The 16,714-nt window shown below is 71.5% G+C and carries 14 protein-coding genes; 3 read left to right on the top strand and 11 right to left on the bottom strand.

Annotated elements, in window-relative coordinates:
- Positions 1 to 2: 2 nt before the first annotated feature.
- Complete coding sequence (locus tag OHA84_RS25245; protein ID WP_266950068.1) at positions 3 to 1,586, bottom strand: acyl-CoA carboxylase subunit beta; 1,584 nt, start codon at positions 1,584 to 1,586, stop codon at positions 3 to 5.
- Between the two features lie 265 nt (positions 1,587 to 1,851).
- On the opposite strand from OHA84_RS25245, the gene OHA84_RS25240 reads away from it, so the two are divergent.
- Entirely contained in the window at positions 1,852 to 2,466 is a 615-nt protein-coding gene (locus tag OHA84_RS25240) for a YceI family protein (protein WP_266969643.1), read from the top strand.
- Between the two features lie 61 nt (positions 2,467 to 2,527).
- Here the strand turns inward: OHA84_RS25240 and OHA84_RS25235 are convergent, their stop codons facing one another.
- The 6 genes from OHA84_RS25235 to ureA form a co-directional block, all read right to left on the bottom strand.
- Positions 2,528 to 3,871: a hypothetical protein gene (locus tag OHA84_RS25235; RefSeq protein ID WP_266950066.1), complete on the bottom strand. Its 1,344-nt coding sequence runs from the start codon at positions 3,869 to 3,871 to the stop codon at positions 2,528 to 2,530.
- A gap of 119 nt (positions 3,872 to 3,990) precedes the next feature.
- Complete coding sequence (gene cimA / locus OHA84_RS25230) at positions 3,991 to 5,619, bottom strand: citramalate synthase (protein WP_053677708.1); 1,629 nt, start codon at positions 5,617 to 5,619, stop codon at positions 3,991 to 3,993.
- 281 nt (positions 5,620 to 5,900) lie between these two features.
- Positions 5,901 to 6,509 carry a TetR/AcrR family transcriptional regulator gene (locus tag OHA84_RS25225; RefSeq protein WP_053677707.1) on the bottom strand — a complete coding sequence of 203 codons (609 nt, stop codon included), beginning with the start codon at positions 6,507 to 6,509 and terminating at the stop codon, positions 5,901 to 5,903.
- A 30-nt stretch (positions 6,510 to 6,539) separates the two neighbouring features.
- A complete protein-coding gene (locus tag OHA84_RS25220) occupies positions 6,540 to 7,586 on the bottom strand; it encodes an agmatine/peptidylarginine deiminase (RefSeq protein WP_266950062.1) in 1,047 nt (348 codons plus the stop codon).
- A 19-nt stretch (positions 7,587 to 7,605) separates the two neighbouring features.
- Complete coding sequence (locus OHA84_RS25215; protein ID WP_053677703.1) at positions 7,606 to 9,339, bottom strand: urease subunit alpha; 1,734 nt, start codon at positions 9,337 to 9,339, stop codon at positions 7,606 to 7,608.
- Complete coding sequence (ureA, locus tag OHA84_RS25210) at positions 9,336 to 10,109, bottom strand: urease subunit gamma (protein ID WP_266950058.1); 774 nt, start codon at positions 10,107 to 10,109, stop codon at positions 9,336 to 9,338. The genes OHA84_RS25215 and ureA overlap by 4 nt, the downstream gene beginning before the upstream one ends.
- Before the next feature lie 156 nt (positions 10,110 to 10,265).
- Here ureA and OHA84_RS25205 point away from each other — a divergent pair, with 156 nt between their 5' ends.
- Positions 10,266 to 11,696: a cytosine permease gene (locus OHA84_RS25205; protein ID WP_053677699.1), complete on the top strand. Its 1,431-nt coding sequence runs from the start codon at positions 10,266 to 10,268 to the stop codon at positions 11,694 to 11,696.
- 86 nt (positions 11,697 to 11,782) lie between these two features.
- Here the strand turns inward: OHA84_RS25205 and OHA84_RS25200 are convergent, their stop codons facing one another.
- The 4 genes from OHA84_RS25200 to OHA84_RS25185 all read right to left on the bottom strand — a co-directional run bounded on the left by OHA84_RS25200 (position 11,783) and on the right by OHA84_RS25185 (position 15,548).
- Entirely contained in the window at positions 11,783 to 12,868 is a 1,086-nt protein-coding gene (locus OHA84_RS25200) for a branched-chain amino acid aminotransferase (protein ID WP_053677697.1), read from the bottom strand.
- A 230-nt stretch (positions 12,869 to 13,098) separates the two neighbouring features.
- Positions 13,099 to 14,139 carry a 3-isopropylmalate dehydrogenase gene (locus OHA84_RS25195; protein ID WP_053677695.1) on the bottom strand — a complete coding sequence of 347 codons (1,041 nt, stop codon included), beginning with the start codon at positions 14,137 to 14,139 and terminating at the stop codon, positions 13,099 to 13,101.
- A 125-nt stretch (positions 14,140 to 14,264) separates the two neighbouring features.
- On the bottom strand, positions 14,265 to 14,396 hold the full coding sequence (locus OHA84_RS25190) for a hypothetical protein (protein WP_266950054.1): 132 nt from the start codon (positions 14,394 to 14,396) through the stop codon (positions 14,265 to 14,267).
- Between the two features lie 270 nt (positions 14,397 to 14,666).
- Positions 14,667 to 15,548, bottom strand: a complete 882-nt coding sequence (locus OHA84_RS25185; protein ID WP_266969649.1) for a LysR family transcriptional regulator — start codon at positions 15,546 to 15,548, stop codon at positions 14,667 to 14,669.
- Positions 15,549 to 15,649: 101 nt separating this feature from the next.
- Between OHA84_RS25185 and OHA84_RS25180 the strand changes: the two genes are divergently transcribed.
- Positions 15,650 to 16,663 (top strand): NADP-dependent oxidoreductase, encoded by a 1,014-nt coding sequence (locus tag OHA84_RS25180; RefSeq protein WP_266969650.1) that lies wholly within the window; start codon positions 15,650 to 15,652, stop codon positions 16,661 to 16,663.
- Positions 16,664 to 16,714 lie beyond the last annotated feature (51 nt).

The following is a 16,714-nucleotide window of genomic DNA, read 5'->3' as shown; positions in this document are numbered from 1 at the left end:
TGTTACTGAGGCGGGTTGCCGTGTTTGCGCGAGGGCAGGTCGGCGTGCTTGGTGCGGAGCATCGCGAGGGCACTGACGAGGACCTCGCGGGTTTCGGCGGGGTCGATGACGTCGTCGACGAGGCCGCGTTCGGCCGCGTAGTACGGGTGCATCAGCTCGGCCTTGTACTCCTTGACCATCCGGGCGCGCATGGCCTCGGGGTCCTCGGCGTCGGAGATCTGCTTGCGGAAGATGACGTTGGCGGCGCCCTCGGCGCCCATGACGGCGATCTCGTTGGTGGGCCAGGCGTAGGTGAGGTCGGCGCCGATGGACTGGGAGTCCATGACGATGTAGGCGCCGCCGTAGGCCTTGCGCAGGATCAGCGAGATGCGGGGCACGGTGGCGTTGCAGTAGGCGTAGAGGAGTTTGGCGCCGTGGCGGATGATGCCGCCGTGTTCCTGGTCGACGCCCGGCAGGAAGCCGGGGACGTCCAGGAGGGTGACGATCGGGATGTTGAAGGCGTCGCAGAGCTGGACGAAGCGCGCGGCCTTCTCGGAGGCGTGGATGTCCAGGACGCCGGCGAGGTGGCCGGGCTGGTTGGCGACGATGCCCACGACCTGCCCGTCCAGGCGGGCGAGCGCGCAGATGATGTTGCGGGCCCAACGCTCGTGGATCTCCAGGACGTCGCCGTCGTCGACGAGTTCCTCGATGACCTTGAGCATGTCGTAGGGGCGGTTGCCGTCGGCGGGGACCAGGTCCAGGAGCACGTCGGAGCGGCGGTCGCGGGGGTCGTCGCTCTCGTGGACCGGCGGGTTCTCGCGGTTGTTGGAGGGCAGCATCGTGATGAGGTAGCGGACCTCGGAGATGCAGGTCTCCTCGTCGTCGTACGCGAAGTGCGCCACCCCGGAGGTCTCGGCGTGCACGTCGGCGCCGCCGAGGCCGTTCTGGGTGATCTCCTCACCGGTGACCGCGCGGACCACGTCCGGGCCGGTGATGAACATCTGCGAGGTGTCCCGGACCATGAACACGAAGTCGGTGAGGGCCGGGGAGTAGGCGGCGCCGCCGGCGCAGGGGCCGAGCATGACCGAGATCTGCGGGATGACGCCGGAGGCCTTGGTGTTGCGCTGGAAGATGCCGCCGTAGCCGGCGAGCGCGGAGACGCCCTCCTGGATGCGGGCGCCCGCGCCGTCGTTGAGGGAGACCAGCGGCGCACCCGCCGCGATGGCCATGTCCATGATCTTGTGGATCTTCGTCGCGTGCGCCTCGCCCAGCGCGCCACCGAAGATCCGGAAATCGTGCGCGTAGACGAAGACCGTACGACCCTCGACCGTCCCCCAACCCGTGATCACACCGTCCGTGTAGGGCTTCTTCGCCTCCAGGCCGAAACCGGTCGCGCGGTGCCGACGCAGCTGCTCGACCTCCCTGAAGGAACCCTCATCGAGCAACAGAGCGATCCGCTCACGCGCGGTCAGCTTGCCCTTGGCATGCTGCGCCTCGGTGGCGCGGTCGCTCGGCCCGCGGCGCGCCACGTCACGCAGGGAGTGCAGCTCGGCCACGCGCCCGCGGGCGTCCGTCGGCTCGCTCGGGGTCTGGTCCACAACGGTCATGTACCGACCTTACGAAGTGACGGGGCCAAAACCCTCCGTTGGTTCCACACAGTCTCCGGAGTCATCCGCTGTGAGGCCCGGACAGAACCGCCGAACGATGCAAGGACTCCACCAGGCGGGGCGGCAAGCCTTTGTGGGTATTCCACAAAATCGGATGACACCCCTCCAAGAAGTTGAAAGTTGAACGGAATAGGCCTAACGTCAATCTCGTTGAACGTTAAACAACCAGGTGCGGCAGGTCCGCACCCCCACCAAGGAGGAAGTCATGGGTCTCTTCACCCGCCGCAGCCAGGACACCAACGCCGCGTCGTCGGTCGCCACCCTCCCGGTGGACCCGGCGCTCGCAGCCCTCACCGGTGACTACGTCATCGACCCCGCGCACACCAGCATCGGCTTCACCGTCCGGCACGCGATGGTCACCAACGTCCGCGGCTCCTTCGCCGACCACGAGGGCAGCCTGCACCTGGACGGCGCCGACCCCTCCCGCTCCACCGCCTCCATCGACGTGAAGATCGCCTCCGTCGACACCGGCATCGCCGACCGCGACGGCCACCTGCGCAGCGGCGACTTCTTCGACGCCGAGGCCTTCCCGCTGATGACCTTCCGCTCCACCGGCGCGGCCCAGCTGGGCGGGGACGCGTACCGGATCACCGGCGACCTGACGATCAAGGACGTCACGCGTCCGCTCTCCATCGACCTGGAGTTCAACGGGTCCGCCACCGACGTCTACGGCAACGAGCGCGTCGGCTTCGAGGGCTCCGCCGAGATCCTGCGCTCCGACTGGGGCCTGACCTGGAACGCCGCCCTGGAGACCGGCGGCGTGATGGTCAGCGACAAGGTCAAGCTGACCTTCGACATCTCCGCCATCAAGCAGGCCTGACCCCGCCCCGCAAGGGGACGGGGCCGGGAAGAAGGGGACGGACGCGCGGGTCCGGGGGTGGCTAGAAGCCGCCCCCGCCGTCGAAGCCGCCGCCCCCGTCGAAACCGCCACCGCCGCCGAAGTCCCCGCCGCCGAAGTCGGACGGGTTGAAGTCGGCGCCGGAGACGTCTCCCCCGTCGTAGCCGCCGCCCGCACCGCCGAAGTCGGCGGCGTAGGCAGGGGTCGACATCATCGAGCCGAGCATCGTGCCCATCAGCAGGCCCGGCAGCATGCCGCCGCCGAAGTACCCGCCGGCCCAGGGACCGTACGCCGGGCCCGCGTCGTAGTAGGGGCGCGGCCCGCGCTCCGTGTCCACCGTGCGGACCGCCGGGTCCAGACCGTCGCGCAGCCGCACGGCGTCCGCCTCGCAGACCGGCACGGTACGGGCCGTCCCGCCCGCCGGGGCCCAGTCCGCGTCCTGCGTGCTCGGCCCGTGGCGCGGGTCGAAGAAACAGGGCGAGCGGCGCTCGGGTACCGGCCTGCCCTGCCGGCGCGCGTCCAGGCAGGCGAGCGCGTACCGCCCGTCCTCCAGCGCCTGGGTCACGCCCTGCACCTCGTCGGGGCGCTGGACCGAGGCCATGATCTGCTTGGCCTTCTCGTAGGAGTCCAGGCCCTGTTCGTAGTCCTTGCGCATCGCGTCGTCCGCACCGGGCTCGCCGGGGTGGAAGTCGAGCCGCTCCAGCTCCTCGCCGAAGGCCGTGATGTCCTCGTCGACGACCACGCCGAGGCGTGCGATGGCCTCGCGCCGCTCCTCTTCCTTCCGCTTCCGGTTGCGGCGGACCAGCGCGTAGGCGCCGCCACCGCCGACCACGGCCACCACACCGAGGGTGATCAGCCCGCCGACCGGGGCGCCGTCGTCGGCGGCCGCGCCGCCCCAGGAGGCGGGGGCGTTCCCCTTGACCTGGGTGAGGGCCTGGTCGACGAAGTCGTTCAGCTGGGTGTTCGCGTCCACCGGGCCGCCGACCTTCACGGACGAGGTGAGGTTCTGGACGGCGTTCCTCGGCATCGCCCTCGGGTCGGCGCCGGCGTCGAAGCCCTCGCCGAGCCGGACCGCGTAGAGCCCCGTGATCCCCGTCTGGGCACGGACGGCGGCGAGCAGCCCCCGCTCGGGGAACGTTTGGCCGGCGGGAAGGACGGCGACGAAGACCGGCTTGCCGGCGTCCTCGATCTTCTTCGTGAGGGCGTCCGCCTGCGCCGGCGAGAGCTGGGCCCGCGCGCCGGGATCGACGTAGACCGGGCCCTTCTTGAGGGCCTCCCCGACGGCACTGACCCCGGTGGCGGCCGACGCCTGCGGGGCGACCACGAGGGCCGTCGCGGACAGGGCCAGCAGCAGACCGGAAAACACGGAAACGAGCCTGGTCCTCATGGTCACGACGCTACCCGAATCGCCCCTTTTACGTGTGAGGGGGGCATAAGGGCCCGCCCGCGCACGCCGTCGCCGTTCGGGTCCGGACGGTCCGGACCCGAGGCGGTCGGGCGGGGCCGCTACTCGGCCGGTTCGATGCCCGCGCGCAGCAGGCCGTACGTGAAGGCGTCCTCCAGGGCCTGCCAGGACGCGGCGATGACGTTCGTGCCGACGCCGACCGTGGACCACTCGCCGGCGCCGTCCGTCGTGGCGATCAGCACGCGCGTGGTGGAGTCGGTGCCGTGCTTGCCCTCCAGGATGCGGACCTTGTAGTCGATCAGCTCGAACTTGGCGAGCTGCGGGTAGAACGGCTCCAGCGCCACCCGCAGGGCCCGGTCCAGCGCGTTGACGGGGCCGTTGCCCTCCGCCGTCGCGACGATCCGCTCGCCCTTGGCCCACAGCTTGACCGTGGCCTCGTTGGCGTGGGTGCCGTCCGGGCGGTCCTCGACGATCGCCCGCCAGGACTCGATCCGGAAGTACCTGCGCGCCCGGCCCTCGGCCTCGGCCCGCAGCAGCAGCTCGAAGGAGGCGTCGGCGGCCTCGTAGGTGTAGCCCTGGAGCTCCCGCTCCTTGACCCGCTCCACGACCCGGGAGATCAGCGCGCGGTCGCCGCCGAGGTCGACGCCGAGTTCCTTGCCCTTGAGCTCGATGGAGGCGCGCCCGGCCATGTCGGAGACCAGCATCCGCATGGTGTTGCCGACCCGCTCGGGGTCGATGTGCTGGTAGAGGTCGGGGTCGACCTTGATGGCCGAGGCGTGCAGGCCGGCCTTGTGCGCGAAGGCCGAGACGCCGACGTACGGCTGGTGCGTGGACGGGGTGAGGTTGACGACCTCGGCGATGGCGTGGGAGATCCGGGTCATCTCGGCGAGCGCGCCCGCGGGGAGCACCGTGCGCCCGTACTTGATCTCCAGGGCGCCGACGACGGGGAAGAGGTTGGCGTTGCCGACGCGCTCGCCGTAGCCGTTGGCGGTGCACTGGACGTGGGTGGCGCCCGCGTCGACGGCGGCCAGGGTGTTGGCGACGGCGCAGCCGGTGTCGTCCTGGGCGTGGATGCCCAGGCGGGCCCCGGTGTCGGCGAGGACCGTCGCGACGGTGGCGGACACCTGCGCGGGCAGCATGCCGCCATTGGTGTCGCAGAGGATGACGACATCGGCGCCGGCCTCGTGTGCGGTGCGGACGACGGCCTTGGCGTACTCGGGGTTGGCGCGGTAGCCGTCGAAGAAGTGCTCGCAGTCGACGAAGACCCGGCGCCCCTGCTCGACGAGGTGGGAGACGGTGTCCCGGACCATCTCCAGGTTCTCGTCGAGGGTGGTGCGCAGCGCGAGCTCGACGTGCCGGTCGTGGGATTTGGCGACCAGGGTGATCACCGGGGCGCCGGACTCCAGCAGGGCCCGCACCTGGGGGTCCGCGGCGGCGGAGCCGCCGGCCCGGCGGGTGGCGCCGAAGGCCACGAGGCGGGCGTGCTTGAAGTCGATCTCGGCACGGGCGCGGGCGAAGAACTCGGTGTCGCGGGGGTTGGCGCCGGGCCAGCCGCCCTCGATGAAGCCCACTCCGAAGTCGTCCAGGTGCCGCGCGATGGTCAGCTTGTCCGCGACCGTGAGGTTGATGCCCTCACGCTGGGCGCCGTCGCGCAGGGTCGTGTCGAAGACGTGGAAGCTGTCGTCGGGGCCCGCCGGCGCAGTCGGCTCGGTCGCCTCTGTCGTCGTCATGCTGGTCTGACTCCTGTCGGATGAGTGGTTCCGGAGACCGGGGATCCACTGCCCCCATCATCGCGCGCCGCCCGCTCCCGGCAGGAATGGAGCCGGGAAACGAAAAGACCCCTCGCGGGTGCGAGAGGTCTGCGCGCGGGTCTGAGGCACTGTGGCCGCTGTCCCGTAGGTTCTCCACGGCTCAACGGTCACTGCGGACCGGCGCGCTGCTGTCCATAATCATGAGCTGAGCAGGCACGTCCGCAGTGTGTCACAAGGGGCTCCGCCCGCGGACCGACGTCTCACGATACGAGCGCCTCGTCCAGGAACTCGGTGACGTGTTCGAGGATGTCGCCGCGCCCTATCCCGGGCAGGCCGACGGCGACCTGGATGCTGAACCCGTCGAGCAGGGCCCTGACGCGGGCGGCGAACCGGTCGGCGTCCACCGCGCGGAACTCGCCGCGCGAGATGCCCTCGGCGAGCAGCGCGACCAGGTCCCGGTGCCAGGCTCCCTCGATGGCGGCCTGGCGCTCGCGTTCCAGGGGGCCGGCGTTCTGCGAGCGGTTCCAGACCTCCAGCCACAGCGTCCAGTGCGGGTCGCGCGCGGCCTCGGGCACGTACAGGTCGACGTACGCCTGCACCCGCTCGCGCACCGGGCCGCGGCGGGACAGCAGGGCCCGGCGTTCGGCGCCGAGGGAGGCCTCGCTCCACTCCAGGGTCTGCAGCAGGAGTTCGTCCTTGCTGCCGAAGTAGTAGAGGAGGTGGCCGCTGCTCATGCCCACCTGGCGGCCGAGGCCGGCCATGGTGAGGCCTTCGAGGCCGCGCTCGGCGATCGTGGCCATGGCGGCGACGAGTACGTCCTCGCGCGGCGGCGCGTTCTTCCGCGCCGCCCGTACTCCACCCGCCACCATGGACCACTCCTCGAAACCGTTCGCCGCGGGTCAGACCTTCGGCTGTTGCTGGGTGATGCAGTGGATACCGCCACCCCCGGCGAAAATCGTACGTGCGTCAACCAGTGTCACGGTCCGCTCGGGGAACAGACCCCGGAAGATCTCCGCGGCTTCCTCGTCGCGCGGGTCGTCGAAGGCGCAGAGCACCACGCCGTCGTTGCAGAGGTAGTGGTTGATGTACGAGTAGTCGACCCACTCGCCGTCCTCCTCCAGCACGGTCGGCGCCGGGATCTCCACGACCTCCAGCAGCCGGCCCCGCGCGTCGGTGGACGCGCGCAGGAGGGCGGCGATGGTCTTGCAGCGCTCGTGGTCGGGGTGGGCCGGGTCGGGCTGGCTGTGGACCATGACGACACCGGGGCGGGCGAAGGCGGCGACGATGTCCACGTGGCCCTGGGTGCCGTAGGTGCCGTAGTCGCCGGCCAGGCCGTAGGGCAGCCAGATCGCCTTGGTCGTGCCGAGGTGGGCGTGGATCTCCTCCTCCACCTGCCGGCGGTTCCAGTCGGGGTTGCGTCCGGCGCCGAGCTGCACGGTGTCGGTGAGCAGCACGGTGCCCTCGCCGTCCACGTGGATGGCGCCGCCCTCGTTGACCAGCGGGGTGCTGTAGGTACGGGTGCCGGCCAGGTCGGAGACGTGGCGGGCGATCTTCTCGTCGTGGCCCCAGCGGGCCCACTCCTGGGCGCCCCAGCCGTTGAAGGTCCAGTCGACGGCGGCGAGCCCGCCGGCGCCGTCGGTGACGAAGGTCGGGCCGATGTCCCGCATCCAGGCGTCGTCCAGCTCGCGCTCGACCAGCTCGACGTCGTCGCCGACGATCGCGCGGGCGCCCTGCGCGTCGCCCGGGGAGACGACGAGGGTCACCGGCTCGTACGCGCGCACGGCTCGGGCGACGGCTCCCCATGCCTCGCGGGCCTCGGCGAGTTCCCTCTCGTCGGTGAAGGTCGGGTTGGGGCTCGGCCAGGCCATCCAGGTGCGCTCGTGGGGGGTCCACTCGGCGGGCATCCGGTATCCGTGGGCGGCGGGCTTGTCGGCAGCGTCGGTCATGGCGGGGATCCTTACTGGCTTACAGGAAGTACAGGCGGTTGAGGGAGACCGAATCGGCCGCTTCGGAGCGCAGGGGTTCTCCGTCGAGGGAGACGAGGCCGCTGCGCGCGTCCACATCGACCGCGCCCACCCGGGAGTTGAGCAGGAGGTCCCGGGGGCCGATGCCGCGGGTTCCGCGAACGGCCACCCGGCGGCGCCGGGTCGGCATCTCGTCGGAGCCGAGCGCGGCGGCCGCCGCCGACACGAAGGCGACGGAGATGTCGGCCGCGGTGGCTCCGTACGAACCGAACTGCGGGCCGAGGACGAGCGGTTCGCAGGTGTCGGTGGCGGCGTTGGGGTCGCCGGTGACGCCGTACGCGGGGAAGCCGGACTTGAGGACGAGTTGCGGCTTGGCGCCGAAGAACTGGGGGCGCCACAGGACGATGTCGGCGAGTTTGCCGACCTCGATGGAGCCGATCTCGTGGGCCAGGCCGTGGGCGATGGCCGGGTTGATGGTCAGCTTGGCCATGTAGCGCAGGACGCGGGCGTTGTCGTCGCCCTCGCCGTCGCCGTCGAGCGGGCCCAGTTCGCCCTTCATCTTCGCGGCCATGGCGAAGGTGCGCCGGATGGTCTCGCCCGCGCGGCCCATGCCCTGCGCGTCGGAGGAGGTGATGCCGATCGCGCCCAGGTCGTGCAGCACGTCCTCGGCGCCCATGGTGCCCGCGCGGATCCGGTCGCGGGCCATGGCCGCGTCGCCGGGGAGGTCGGGCTTGAGGTCGTGGACGGAGACGATCATGCCGTAGTGCTCGGCGACGGCGTCCCGACCGAAGGGCAGCGTCGGGTTGGTGGAGGAGCCGATGACGTTCGGCACGCCGGCCATCTTGAGCACGTTGGGCACGTGTCCGCCGCCGCAGCCCTCGATGTGGAAGGCGTGGATGGTGCGACCGTCCAGGACGCGCAGGGTGTCCTCGACGGAGAGGCACTCGTTGAGGCCGTCGCTGTGCAGGGCGACCTGGACGTCGTACTCCTCGGCGACCCGCAGGGCGGTGTCCAGGGCGCGGGTGTGGGCGCCCATGTCCTCGTGGACCTTGAAGCCGCTGGCGCCGCCCTCGGCGAGGGCCTCGACCAGCGGGGCGGCGTCCGAGGAGGAGCCGCGGGCGAGGAAGCCGATGTTGACGGGCCAGGCGTCGAAGGCGTTGAAGGCGTGCTTGAGCGCCCAGGGGGAGTTGACGCCCACGCCCCAGACCGGCCCGAACTCCTGGCCGATGATCGTGGTGACGCCCGCGGCGAGCGAGGCCTCCATGATGCGCGGGGAGAGCAGGTGGACGTGGGTGTCCACGGCTCCGGCGGTGGCGATCATGCCCTCGCCGGACACGATCGAGGTGCCGGTGCCGACGACCACGTCGACCCCGTCGAGGGTGTCGGGATTGCCGGCGCGGCCGATCGCGTGGATGCGGCCCTCGCGGATGCCGATGGAGACCTTGCGGATGCCGAGGACGGCGTCGATGACCAGCACGTTGCTGATCACGACGTCGCAGGTATCGCGGACGGCGGCGGCCTTGAGGTGCAGGCCGTCGCGGGCGGTCTTGCCGAAGCCGGCCAGGAACTCGTCGCCGGGCTTCTGGGCGTCGTGCTCGACGCGGACGGTCAGCCCGGAGTCGCCGAGGCGTACCCGGTCGCCGGCGCGGGGGCCGAAGACGGAGGCGTACTCGTGCGGGTCGATGTGACGGCTGCCCGGCGCGCAGTGGTCGCTGTGCGGGGTCTGGCGGCTCATGCGGGGTCACCTTCCGGATGGTCGTCGCCGGTCTCGGGGGCGTCGGGCCCGGGTGCGGCGGCCGGGGACACCGGGGCGGCGGTCTCGCCGCCGGCGCCGAGGTAGCCGCAGGCGACGGCGCGGCGCAGTGCCTCGTCCTTGGCTCCGGGGGCGTCGAGGGGGCCGTCGACCAGCCCGGCGAAACCGACGGCGACGCGGGCGCCGCCGATGGGGACCAGCCCGACCTCGGCCTCGCCGTGCGGGTCGAACCGCACGGAGGAGCCCGCCGGCACGCACAGCCGCATGCCGTAGGCCTCGGCGCGGTCGAAGTCGAGGCGCGGGTTGGCCTCGAAGAAGTGGAAGTGGGAGGTCACGCTGATCGGCACGGCGGCGGTGTTGCGCACGTGGAGGTGGACCGTGGGCTCCGGCTGGGGGGCGCCGGGGCCGGGCACGACCGCGCCGGGGGCGTCGTCGCCGAGCGGGACGGCGCCGCGGATGGGGGCCGAGACCACCGCGAGGCGGGAGCCGTCGTCGAAGACGGCCTCCACGTGCACCTCGGTGACCACGTCGGCGACGCCGGGCAGCACGTCGTCGGGCCCCAGCACGCCGCGGGCCTCCTCGATGGCCTCCGCCAGCCGCCTGCCGTCGCGGGCGGCCTCGCAGACCGTGTCCGCGATCAGCGCCGTGGCCTCGGGGACGTTGAGGCGCAGGCCCCGGGCCCGTCGGGCCCTGGCCAGTTCCGCGGCACTGCGGAGCAGCAGCCGGTCGCGCTCGGTTGGGGTCAGCCGCACGCCGATCCACCACCTTCGGAGTCGATGGGTTAGAGCATCACTCTAACTCTTCATTTCCCGGCAGTGAAGCATTGACCGGAGAGCAGGGGCTGCGCCACATTGAATGTCGCTCAAACCTTTGCGAACCACCCCCCGCCCTGCCAAGGGAGTTCCCCCATGCCCATCGAACAGCGCGGAGTCGACACCATCCCGGAGGAGGAGCGGACGAGCGGCCCCCGCGACCTGATCTCGATCCTCCTCGGCTCCAACCTCTGCCTCGGCGTGATCGTCTTCGGCTGGCTGCCCCCGTCCTTCGGACTGGGGCTGTGGCCCTCGGTGACCGCGATCGTGACCGGCACCGTCGTCGGGATCGCCTTCACCGCCCCGCTGGCGCTGGTCTCCCTGCGCACCGGAACCAACCTGTCCACCTCCAGCGGGGCCCAGTTCGGCGTGCGCGGTCGGCTGGTCGGGTCCGTGGTGGGCCTGCTGCTCTCCCTCGGCTACACGGCGCTGACCCTGTGGATCGGCGGCGACGTGATGGTCGGCGCCCTGTCCCGGCTCACCGGGCTGCCGGACACCGGGGTCTCGCGCGCCGTGATGTACGGCGTGCTGGCCGCCTGCACCGTCGTAGCGGCGGTGTTCGGCTACCGGCTCCTGCTGCGGATGAGCAAGATCCTGTCCGTCGCCATGGTGGTCCTGCTCGCCGTCGGCGTCTTCGCGTACGCCCCCGATTTCACCGCCGCCGCGCCGCCGGAGACCGCCTACCTCCTCGGCTCCTTCTGGCCGACCTGGCTGCTCGCCGCCGTCGCCGCCGGTCTCAGCGGTCCCGTCGCCTTCATCACCCTGCTCGGCGACTACACCCGCTACATCTCCCCCGCCCGACACGACTCCCGCAAGGTGCTCCGGTCCACCGCGCTCGGTCTCCTGGTCGGCCTGCTGGTCCCGCAGCTCTTCGGCACGTACACCGCCCTCGCCGCGCGGGCCGGCGCCGAGTACGCCGGGCCGCTGGTCGACGCCTCGCCGTTCTGGTACCTGGTCCCGCTGCTGGTGGCCGCCGCCGCGGGTTCCGTGGGCAACGCCGGGCTGATGCTCTACTCCATGGGCCTCGACCTGGACGCGATCGTGCCCCGGGCCAGCCGCACGACCGCCACCCTGGTCGCGGCCGGTGTGGCCACCGCCTTCGTGTTCGTCGGCTCCTTCGAGTGGGACGTCCAGTCCGCGATGACCTCGTTCGTGCTGCTGCTCACCGCGCTCGGCACCCCGTGGGCGGTGATCACCCTGATCGGCCACGTGCGCTGTCGCGGCACGTACGACGCCGACGCCCTCCAGGTGTTCAACCGCCGCTCGGTGGGCGGGATCTACTGGTACCGGGGCGGTTGGAATCCGGCCGCCACCGCCTCGTGGGCGATCGGCGCGGGCGTCGGCCTGCTCTCCGTCACCACCCCCTTCTACGAGGGACCGCTGTTGACCCTGACGGGCGGCGTGGACTGTTCCTTCGTCCTGTCCGGCCTGGTCGGCGGCCTCGCCTACACGGCCCTCACCCGGCGGAAGGCGGCCGTCGCCGCACCGGCCGCCCCCGAAGCCGCCGACGAGCCGGTCGCCGCTTAGCCCTCGCTTGGCCCGTCTCCACGGCGAGAGGCCCGCACCCCGGATCGGGTGCGGGCCTCTCGCCGTACTTCGTCGAGCGCGCGGTACTAACCGAGCGGGTGCATCCAGCCGTGGCGGTCGGCGGAGTGGCCGGTCTGGAGGTCGAGGAGCGCCTTGCGGAGCTTCATGGTGACCTCGCCGGGCTCGCCGGTGCCCTGCGTCCAGTTCGCGCGGCCGGACTTGACCGAGCCGACGGGGGTGATGACGGCCGCGGTGCCGCAGGCGAACACCTCGGTCAGGGTGCCGTTCTCGTTGTCGCGCTTCCAGTCCTCGGTGGTGATGCGGCCCTCCTCGGCGGTGTAGCCGAGGTCACGGGCGATGGTGAGGAGGGAGTCGCGGGTGATGCCGGGGAGGAGCGATCCGGTGAGCTCGGGGGTGACGATGCGGTCGCCGTACACGAAGTACAGGTTCATCCCGCCCATCTCCTCGATCCAGCGGTGCTCGACGGCGTCCAGCCAGACGACCTGGTCGCAGCCGTGCGAGGCGGCCTCGGCCTGGGCGACGAGGGAGGCCGCGTAGTTGCCGCCGGTCTTCGCCGCGCCGGTGCCGCCCTTGACCGCGCGGACGTAGTCCTCGGAGAGCCAGACGGAGACGGGCTTGACGCCACCGGGGAAGTAGGCGCCGGCGGGCGAGGCGATGACCATGAAGAGGAACTCGTTGGCCGGGCGGACGCCGAGACCGACCTCGGACGCGAACATGAACGGGCGCAGGTACAGCGAGGCCTCGCCGGAGTCCGGAACCCAGGCACGGTCCTGCTTGATGAGCGCGTCGCAGGCGGCGATGAACAGCTCCGAGGGCAGTTCGGGCATGGCCATGCGGCGGGCCGAGGCCTGGAAGCGGTCCGCGTTGGCCTCGGGGCGGAAGGTGGCGACGGTGCCGTCGGGCTGCTTGTAGGCCTTGAGTCCCTCGAAGATGGTCTGCGCGTAGTGCAGGGTCATGTTCGCCGGGTCCATCGACAGGGGCGCGTACGGGACCAGCTCGGCGTCGTGCCAGCCGCGACCCTCGGTCCACTTGATCGTCACCATGTGGTCGGTGAAGTGGCGGCCGAAGCCGGGGCTGGCCAGGATCGCCTCGCGCTCCGCGTCGGACAGCGGGTTCGAGGAGGGCTTGAGCTCGATCGTGGGCGTCGTCATGAGTGCTTGTCCTTCACCGGTTTTGTAGGGCGGACCGCGCTCACGGCGTACTAGGACGTCCGAGCATCCCCGCATTCCGCGGCCTCGCGTTCGATTATCGCGCGCAGGGAGGCTTCGGTGAAACAGGGAGTTTGCGGCCCAGGGGAGATGGTGGCACCCGGGGCCGCACAGGAAAAGCCGCCGGGTGCGGTGGTCGCGACCCGGCGGCTTCCTGAGACGGGGTTGCCGGGTCAGCCGGCTACTCGCGCGGCGAGGGCGTCGCCGATCGCCTCGGTGGAGCGGAAGGTGCCGTCGCGCTCGGCCAGGTCGGCGGAGACGGCGTCCTCGATACGGGCGGCCTCGGTCTCGTGGCCGAGGTGGCGCAGCAGGAGGGCGACCGAGAGGATCGTCGCGGTCGGGTCCGCCTTGCCGGTGCCGGCGATGTCCGGGGCGGAGCCGTGGACGGGCTCGAACATGGACGGGAAGGCGCCGGTCGGGTTGATGTTCCCGGAGGCGGCCAGGCCGATTCCGCCGGTGACGGCGGCGGCCAGGTCGGTGAGGATGTCACCGAAGAGGTTGTCCGTGACGATGACGTCGAACCGCTCGGGCTGCGTGACGAAGAAGATCGTCGCGGCGTCGACGTGCAGGTAGTCGGTGGTGACCTCGGGGTACTCCTGGCCGACCTTGTCGAAGATGTTCTTCCACAGGTGACCCGCGTACACGAGGACGTTGTTCTTGTGGACCAGCGTCAGCTTCTTGCGGGGGCGGGCGTCGGCCCGCGCGTAGGCGTCCCGGACCACGCGCTCCACGCCGTACGCGGTGTTGAGGCTGACCTCGGTCGCCACCTCGGCGGGGGTGCCGGTGCGCAGCGAGCCGCCGTTGCCGGTGTACGGGCCCTCGGTGCCCTCGCGGACCACGACGAAGTCGATCTCCGGGCGGCCGGCGAGCGGGGTGGCCGTGTTGGGGAACAGCTTCGACGGGCGCAGGTTGACGAAGTGGTCGAAGGCGAAGCGGAGCTTCAGCAGCAGACCGCGTTCCAGGACGCCGGACGGGACCGAGGGATCGCCGATGGCGCCCAGCAGGATCGCGTCGTGGTGCTTGAGCGCTTCGAGTTCCGCGTCCGGGAGGGTCTCACCGGTGCGGTGCCAGCGCCGGGCGCCGAGGTCGTACTCCTTGGTCTCCAGCTTCACATCCTGAGGCAGGACCGCGGTAAGGACCTTGAGGCCCTGAGCCACGACTTCCTGGCCGATGCCATCACCGGGGATCACTGCGAGATTGATGCTGGTCGACATGGGAAAACCGTACTCCCTGTCCCAGCCCTCAGACATATTGCGTCCACCATGTGGACGTCGGTGGACGCGACATGTCCGGGCCCGGGTGTGTTCGGAAGGCCGCCCGCGCGGGACGGCCGATGTGCTCAGTGGCCGGTCGAGCCGCCGTTGTCGCGGCGGTCCAGGGCGCGCTGGAGGGCGGCCGCGGCGTTCTTGCGGTCGGCCTCGGCCTGGGAGGAGTGGCGGACGCGGCGGACTGCGGGGGTGTGACGGGTCATGGTGATCGACTCCTTGAGATCACGGCGTGGCGGGGCCACGGATGAGGGGTTCCTTCAAGGCGCCGGAAGAGGCGGGGAGCGGTGCGCCGCAGGGGTTGCCTGCCAGGGGCGCGCGCTCTCGACCGCCATTCGCCGGATCGGCGAGACGTTCGGCTCTTACAAAGCTAGGCCAGGTCCCGCTGTATGTCTCCGCAATTACTCGGACTTCCTACTATCTGAGACGGGAATCCCCCGGGAAGACCTCTCGGACGGCCGCCCCGAGGGTCCGTTTCAGCCCTTGTTCGCGCGGAGTTCCCTGATCAGGGCTCTGACGGCGAGGGTCGAGGCGGATTCCGCCGTCGTGACGTATCCCACCCGCCTCATGGGCCGTTCGGGGCCCAGGTCGGTGATCTCGACGGCTTCCGTGGCCTCGCTCAGCGACAGTTCGGGCAGGATCGCCATTCCCAGTCCCCTACCGACCATCGTCAGCACCATCGCGTCGTCCTCGGCCTTGACGGTGGCCCGCGGGATCCAGTCCTGGGCCCGCCACCACGCGCGGGTGTACGAGCCGCAGTTCTCGTCCCAGTCCAGCAGCGGAAGCGACCGCGGGTCGGGGTGTCCGACGGGGTGGACCAGGGCGTACGCCTCCCGCACCAGCTCGCCGGTCAGCAGCTCGGGCCGGGCGTCGGCCCCCGCGTCCAGGGTGGCGATGCCGAGGTCGGCGCGCCCGGCCAGCACCTCCCCCGCCGCGCCCGCGCCGATCTCGCGCACCACCCGCACCTCGGGCCGGATGCCGGGGTGCAGGGCCGCCAGTCGCTCCAGCGCGGGCGGCAGCAGGTGCAGGGCGGCGCTGCGGAAGGCGGCGATGCGCAGCGTCCCCTCCACCGCGCCACGGCCGGCGCCGCGGGCCTCCGCGCCCAGCACCTCGTACAGCCGCAGGATGCGCCGGGCGAGGGTGACGGCCCGCTCCCCCGCCGGGGTCGGCGTGGCTCCCGCGCGGCCCCGCTCGAACAGCACCGCGCCGACCTTGGTCTCGCTGCCGCGCACCGAGTGCGAGACGGCGGACTGGCCGATCCCGAGGGCGGCGGCCGCGGCGGAGAAGCCGCCGGTGTCGGCGACGGCGACCAGGACCCGCAGTTCCTGGGGGGCGAGTTCGGTCGAGCCGGCGGCCATGGGTGCTCCCACCTCGTCGTATGAGCGCCATTCATGGATGTGCGCCTTCCATGAGCGCAACCCCCTGCCCGGGCCCGGGATTCCTTCCTAGCGTGATCGTCATGACCACCGACACGGCCGTCGCCGTCCATCAGATCGCCCGCCCCACCGGCTTCCCCACGGCCGCCGCGTTCACCCTCGCGCGGGGTCCCGTCCCTTCCCCCTCCCCCGGCACCGCCCTGGTGGAGAACCTGCTGCTCTCGGTGGACCCGTACCACCGGGGCCTGATGGACGGCGGCGAGGGCGGCTTCGAGTTGAACGCCCCGCTGGAGGGCCGTGCGGTGGGTCGGGTGATCGCCTCGCGGGATCCCGGGCTGGCCGAGGGCGACCTGGTCTTCCACCGCGCGGGCTGGCGCACGCACGCCCTCGTCACCCTCGGTGTGGACGGCACCCGTACGCTGCGCGGCCACGAGGGCGTCCCGCTGGAGGCGTACCTGAGCATCCTCGGCGGCACCGGACTGACCGCGTACGCGGCGCTGACCCGCACCGCCGCCCTGCGCGAGGGGGAGGACCTGTTCGTGTCCGCGGCGGCGGGCGGGGTCGGCACCGCGACCGGGCACATCGCCCGACTGCTCGGCGCCCGCCGGATCGTGGGCAGCGCGGGTTCGCCCGCCAAGGTGCGCAGGCTCACCGAGGTGCTGGGTTTCGACGCGGCCTTCGACCACCACGACGGCCCGATCGGCGAGCAGTTGGCGAAGGCGGCCCCGGACGGGATCGACGTGTACGTGGACAACGTGGGCGGCGACCACCTGGAGGGTGCGATCGGCGCGCTGCGCGAGTACGGGCGGATCGCGTGGGTCGGGGCGATCTCGATGTACAACGGCGACCGGTCGCCCGCCGCTCCCCGCAATCTCTTCGAGGTCGTACACAAGTCGCTGCGCCTGGAAGGGGTATTGGTTCGCAATCACACCAATCTGCAGGAGGAGTTGGAGGACTTCCTGGTCCCGCATCTGCGCAGCGGCCGGGTGAGCACCGACACCACCGTTGTGCAGGGCATCGACCGGATGGTGGACGCTTTCCTGGGGATGCTGCGCGGGGACAATCTGGGCAAGATGCTGGTCCGGTTGGGTGACTGATTCCAGCCACCCGGAAGTTCACCGAACTCTTACCGCACGGATGTAGACCTT

The sequence above is a fragment of the Streptomyces sp. NBC_00513 genome, assembly GCF_041431415.1.
Taxonomy (GTDB): Bacteria; Actinomycetota; Actinomycetes; order Streptomycetales; family Streptomycetaceae; genus Streptomyces.
This window is presented reverse-complemented; position numbering and strand designations above follow the sequence as displayed.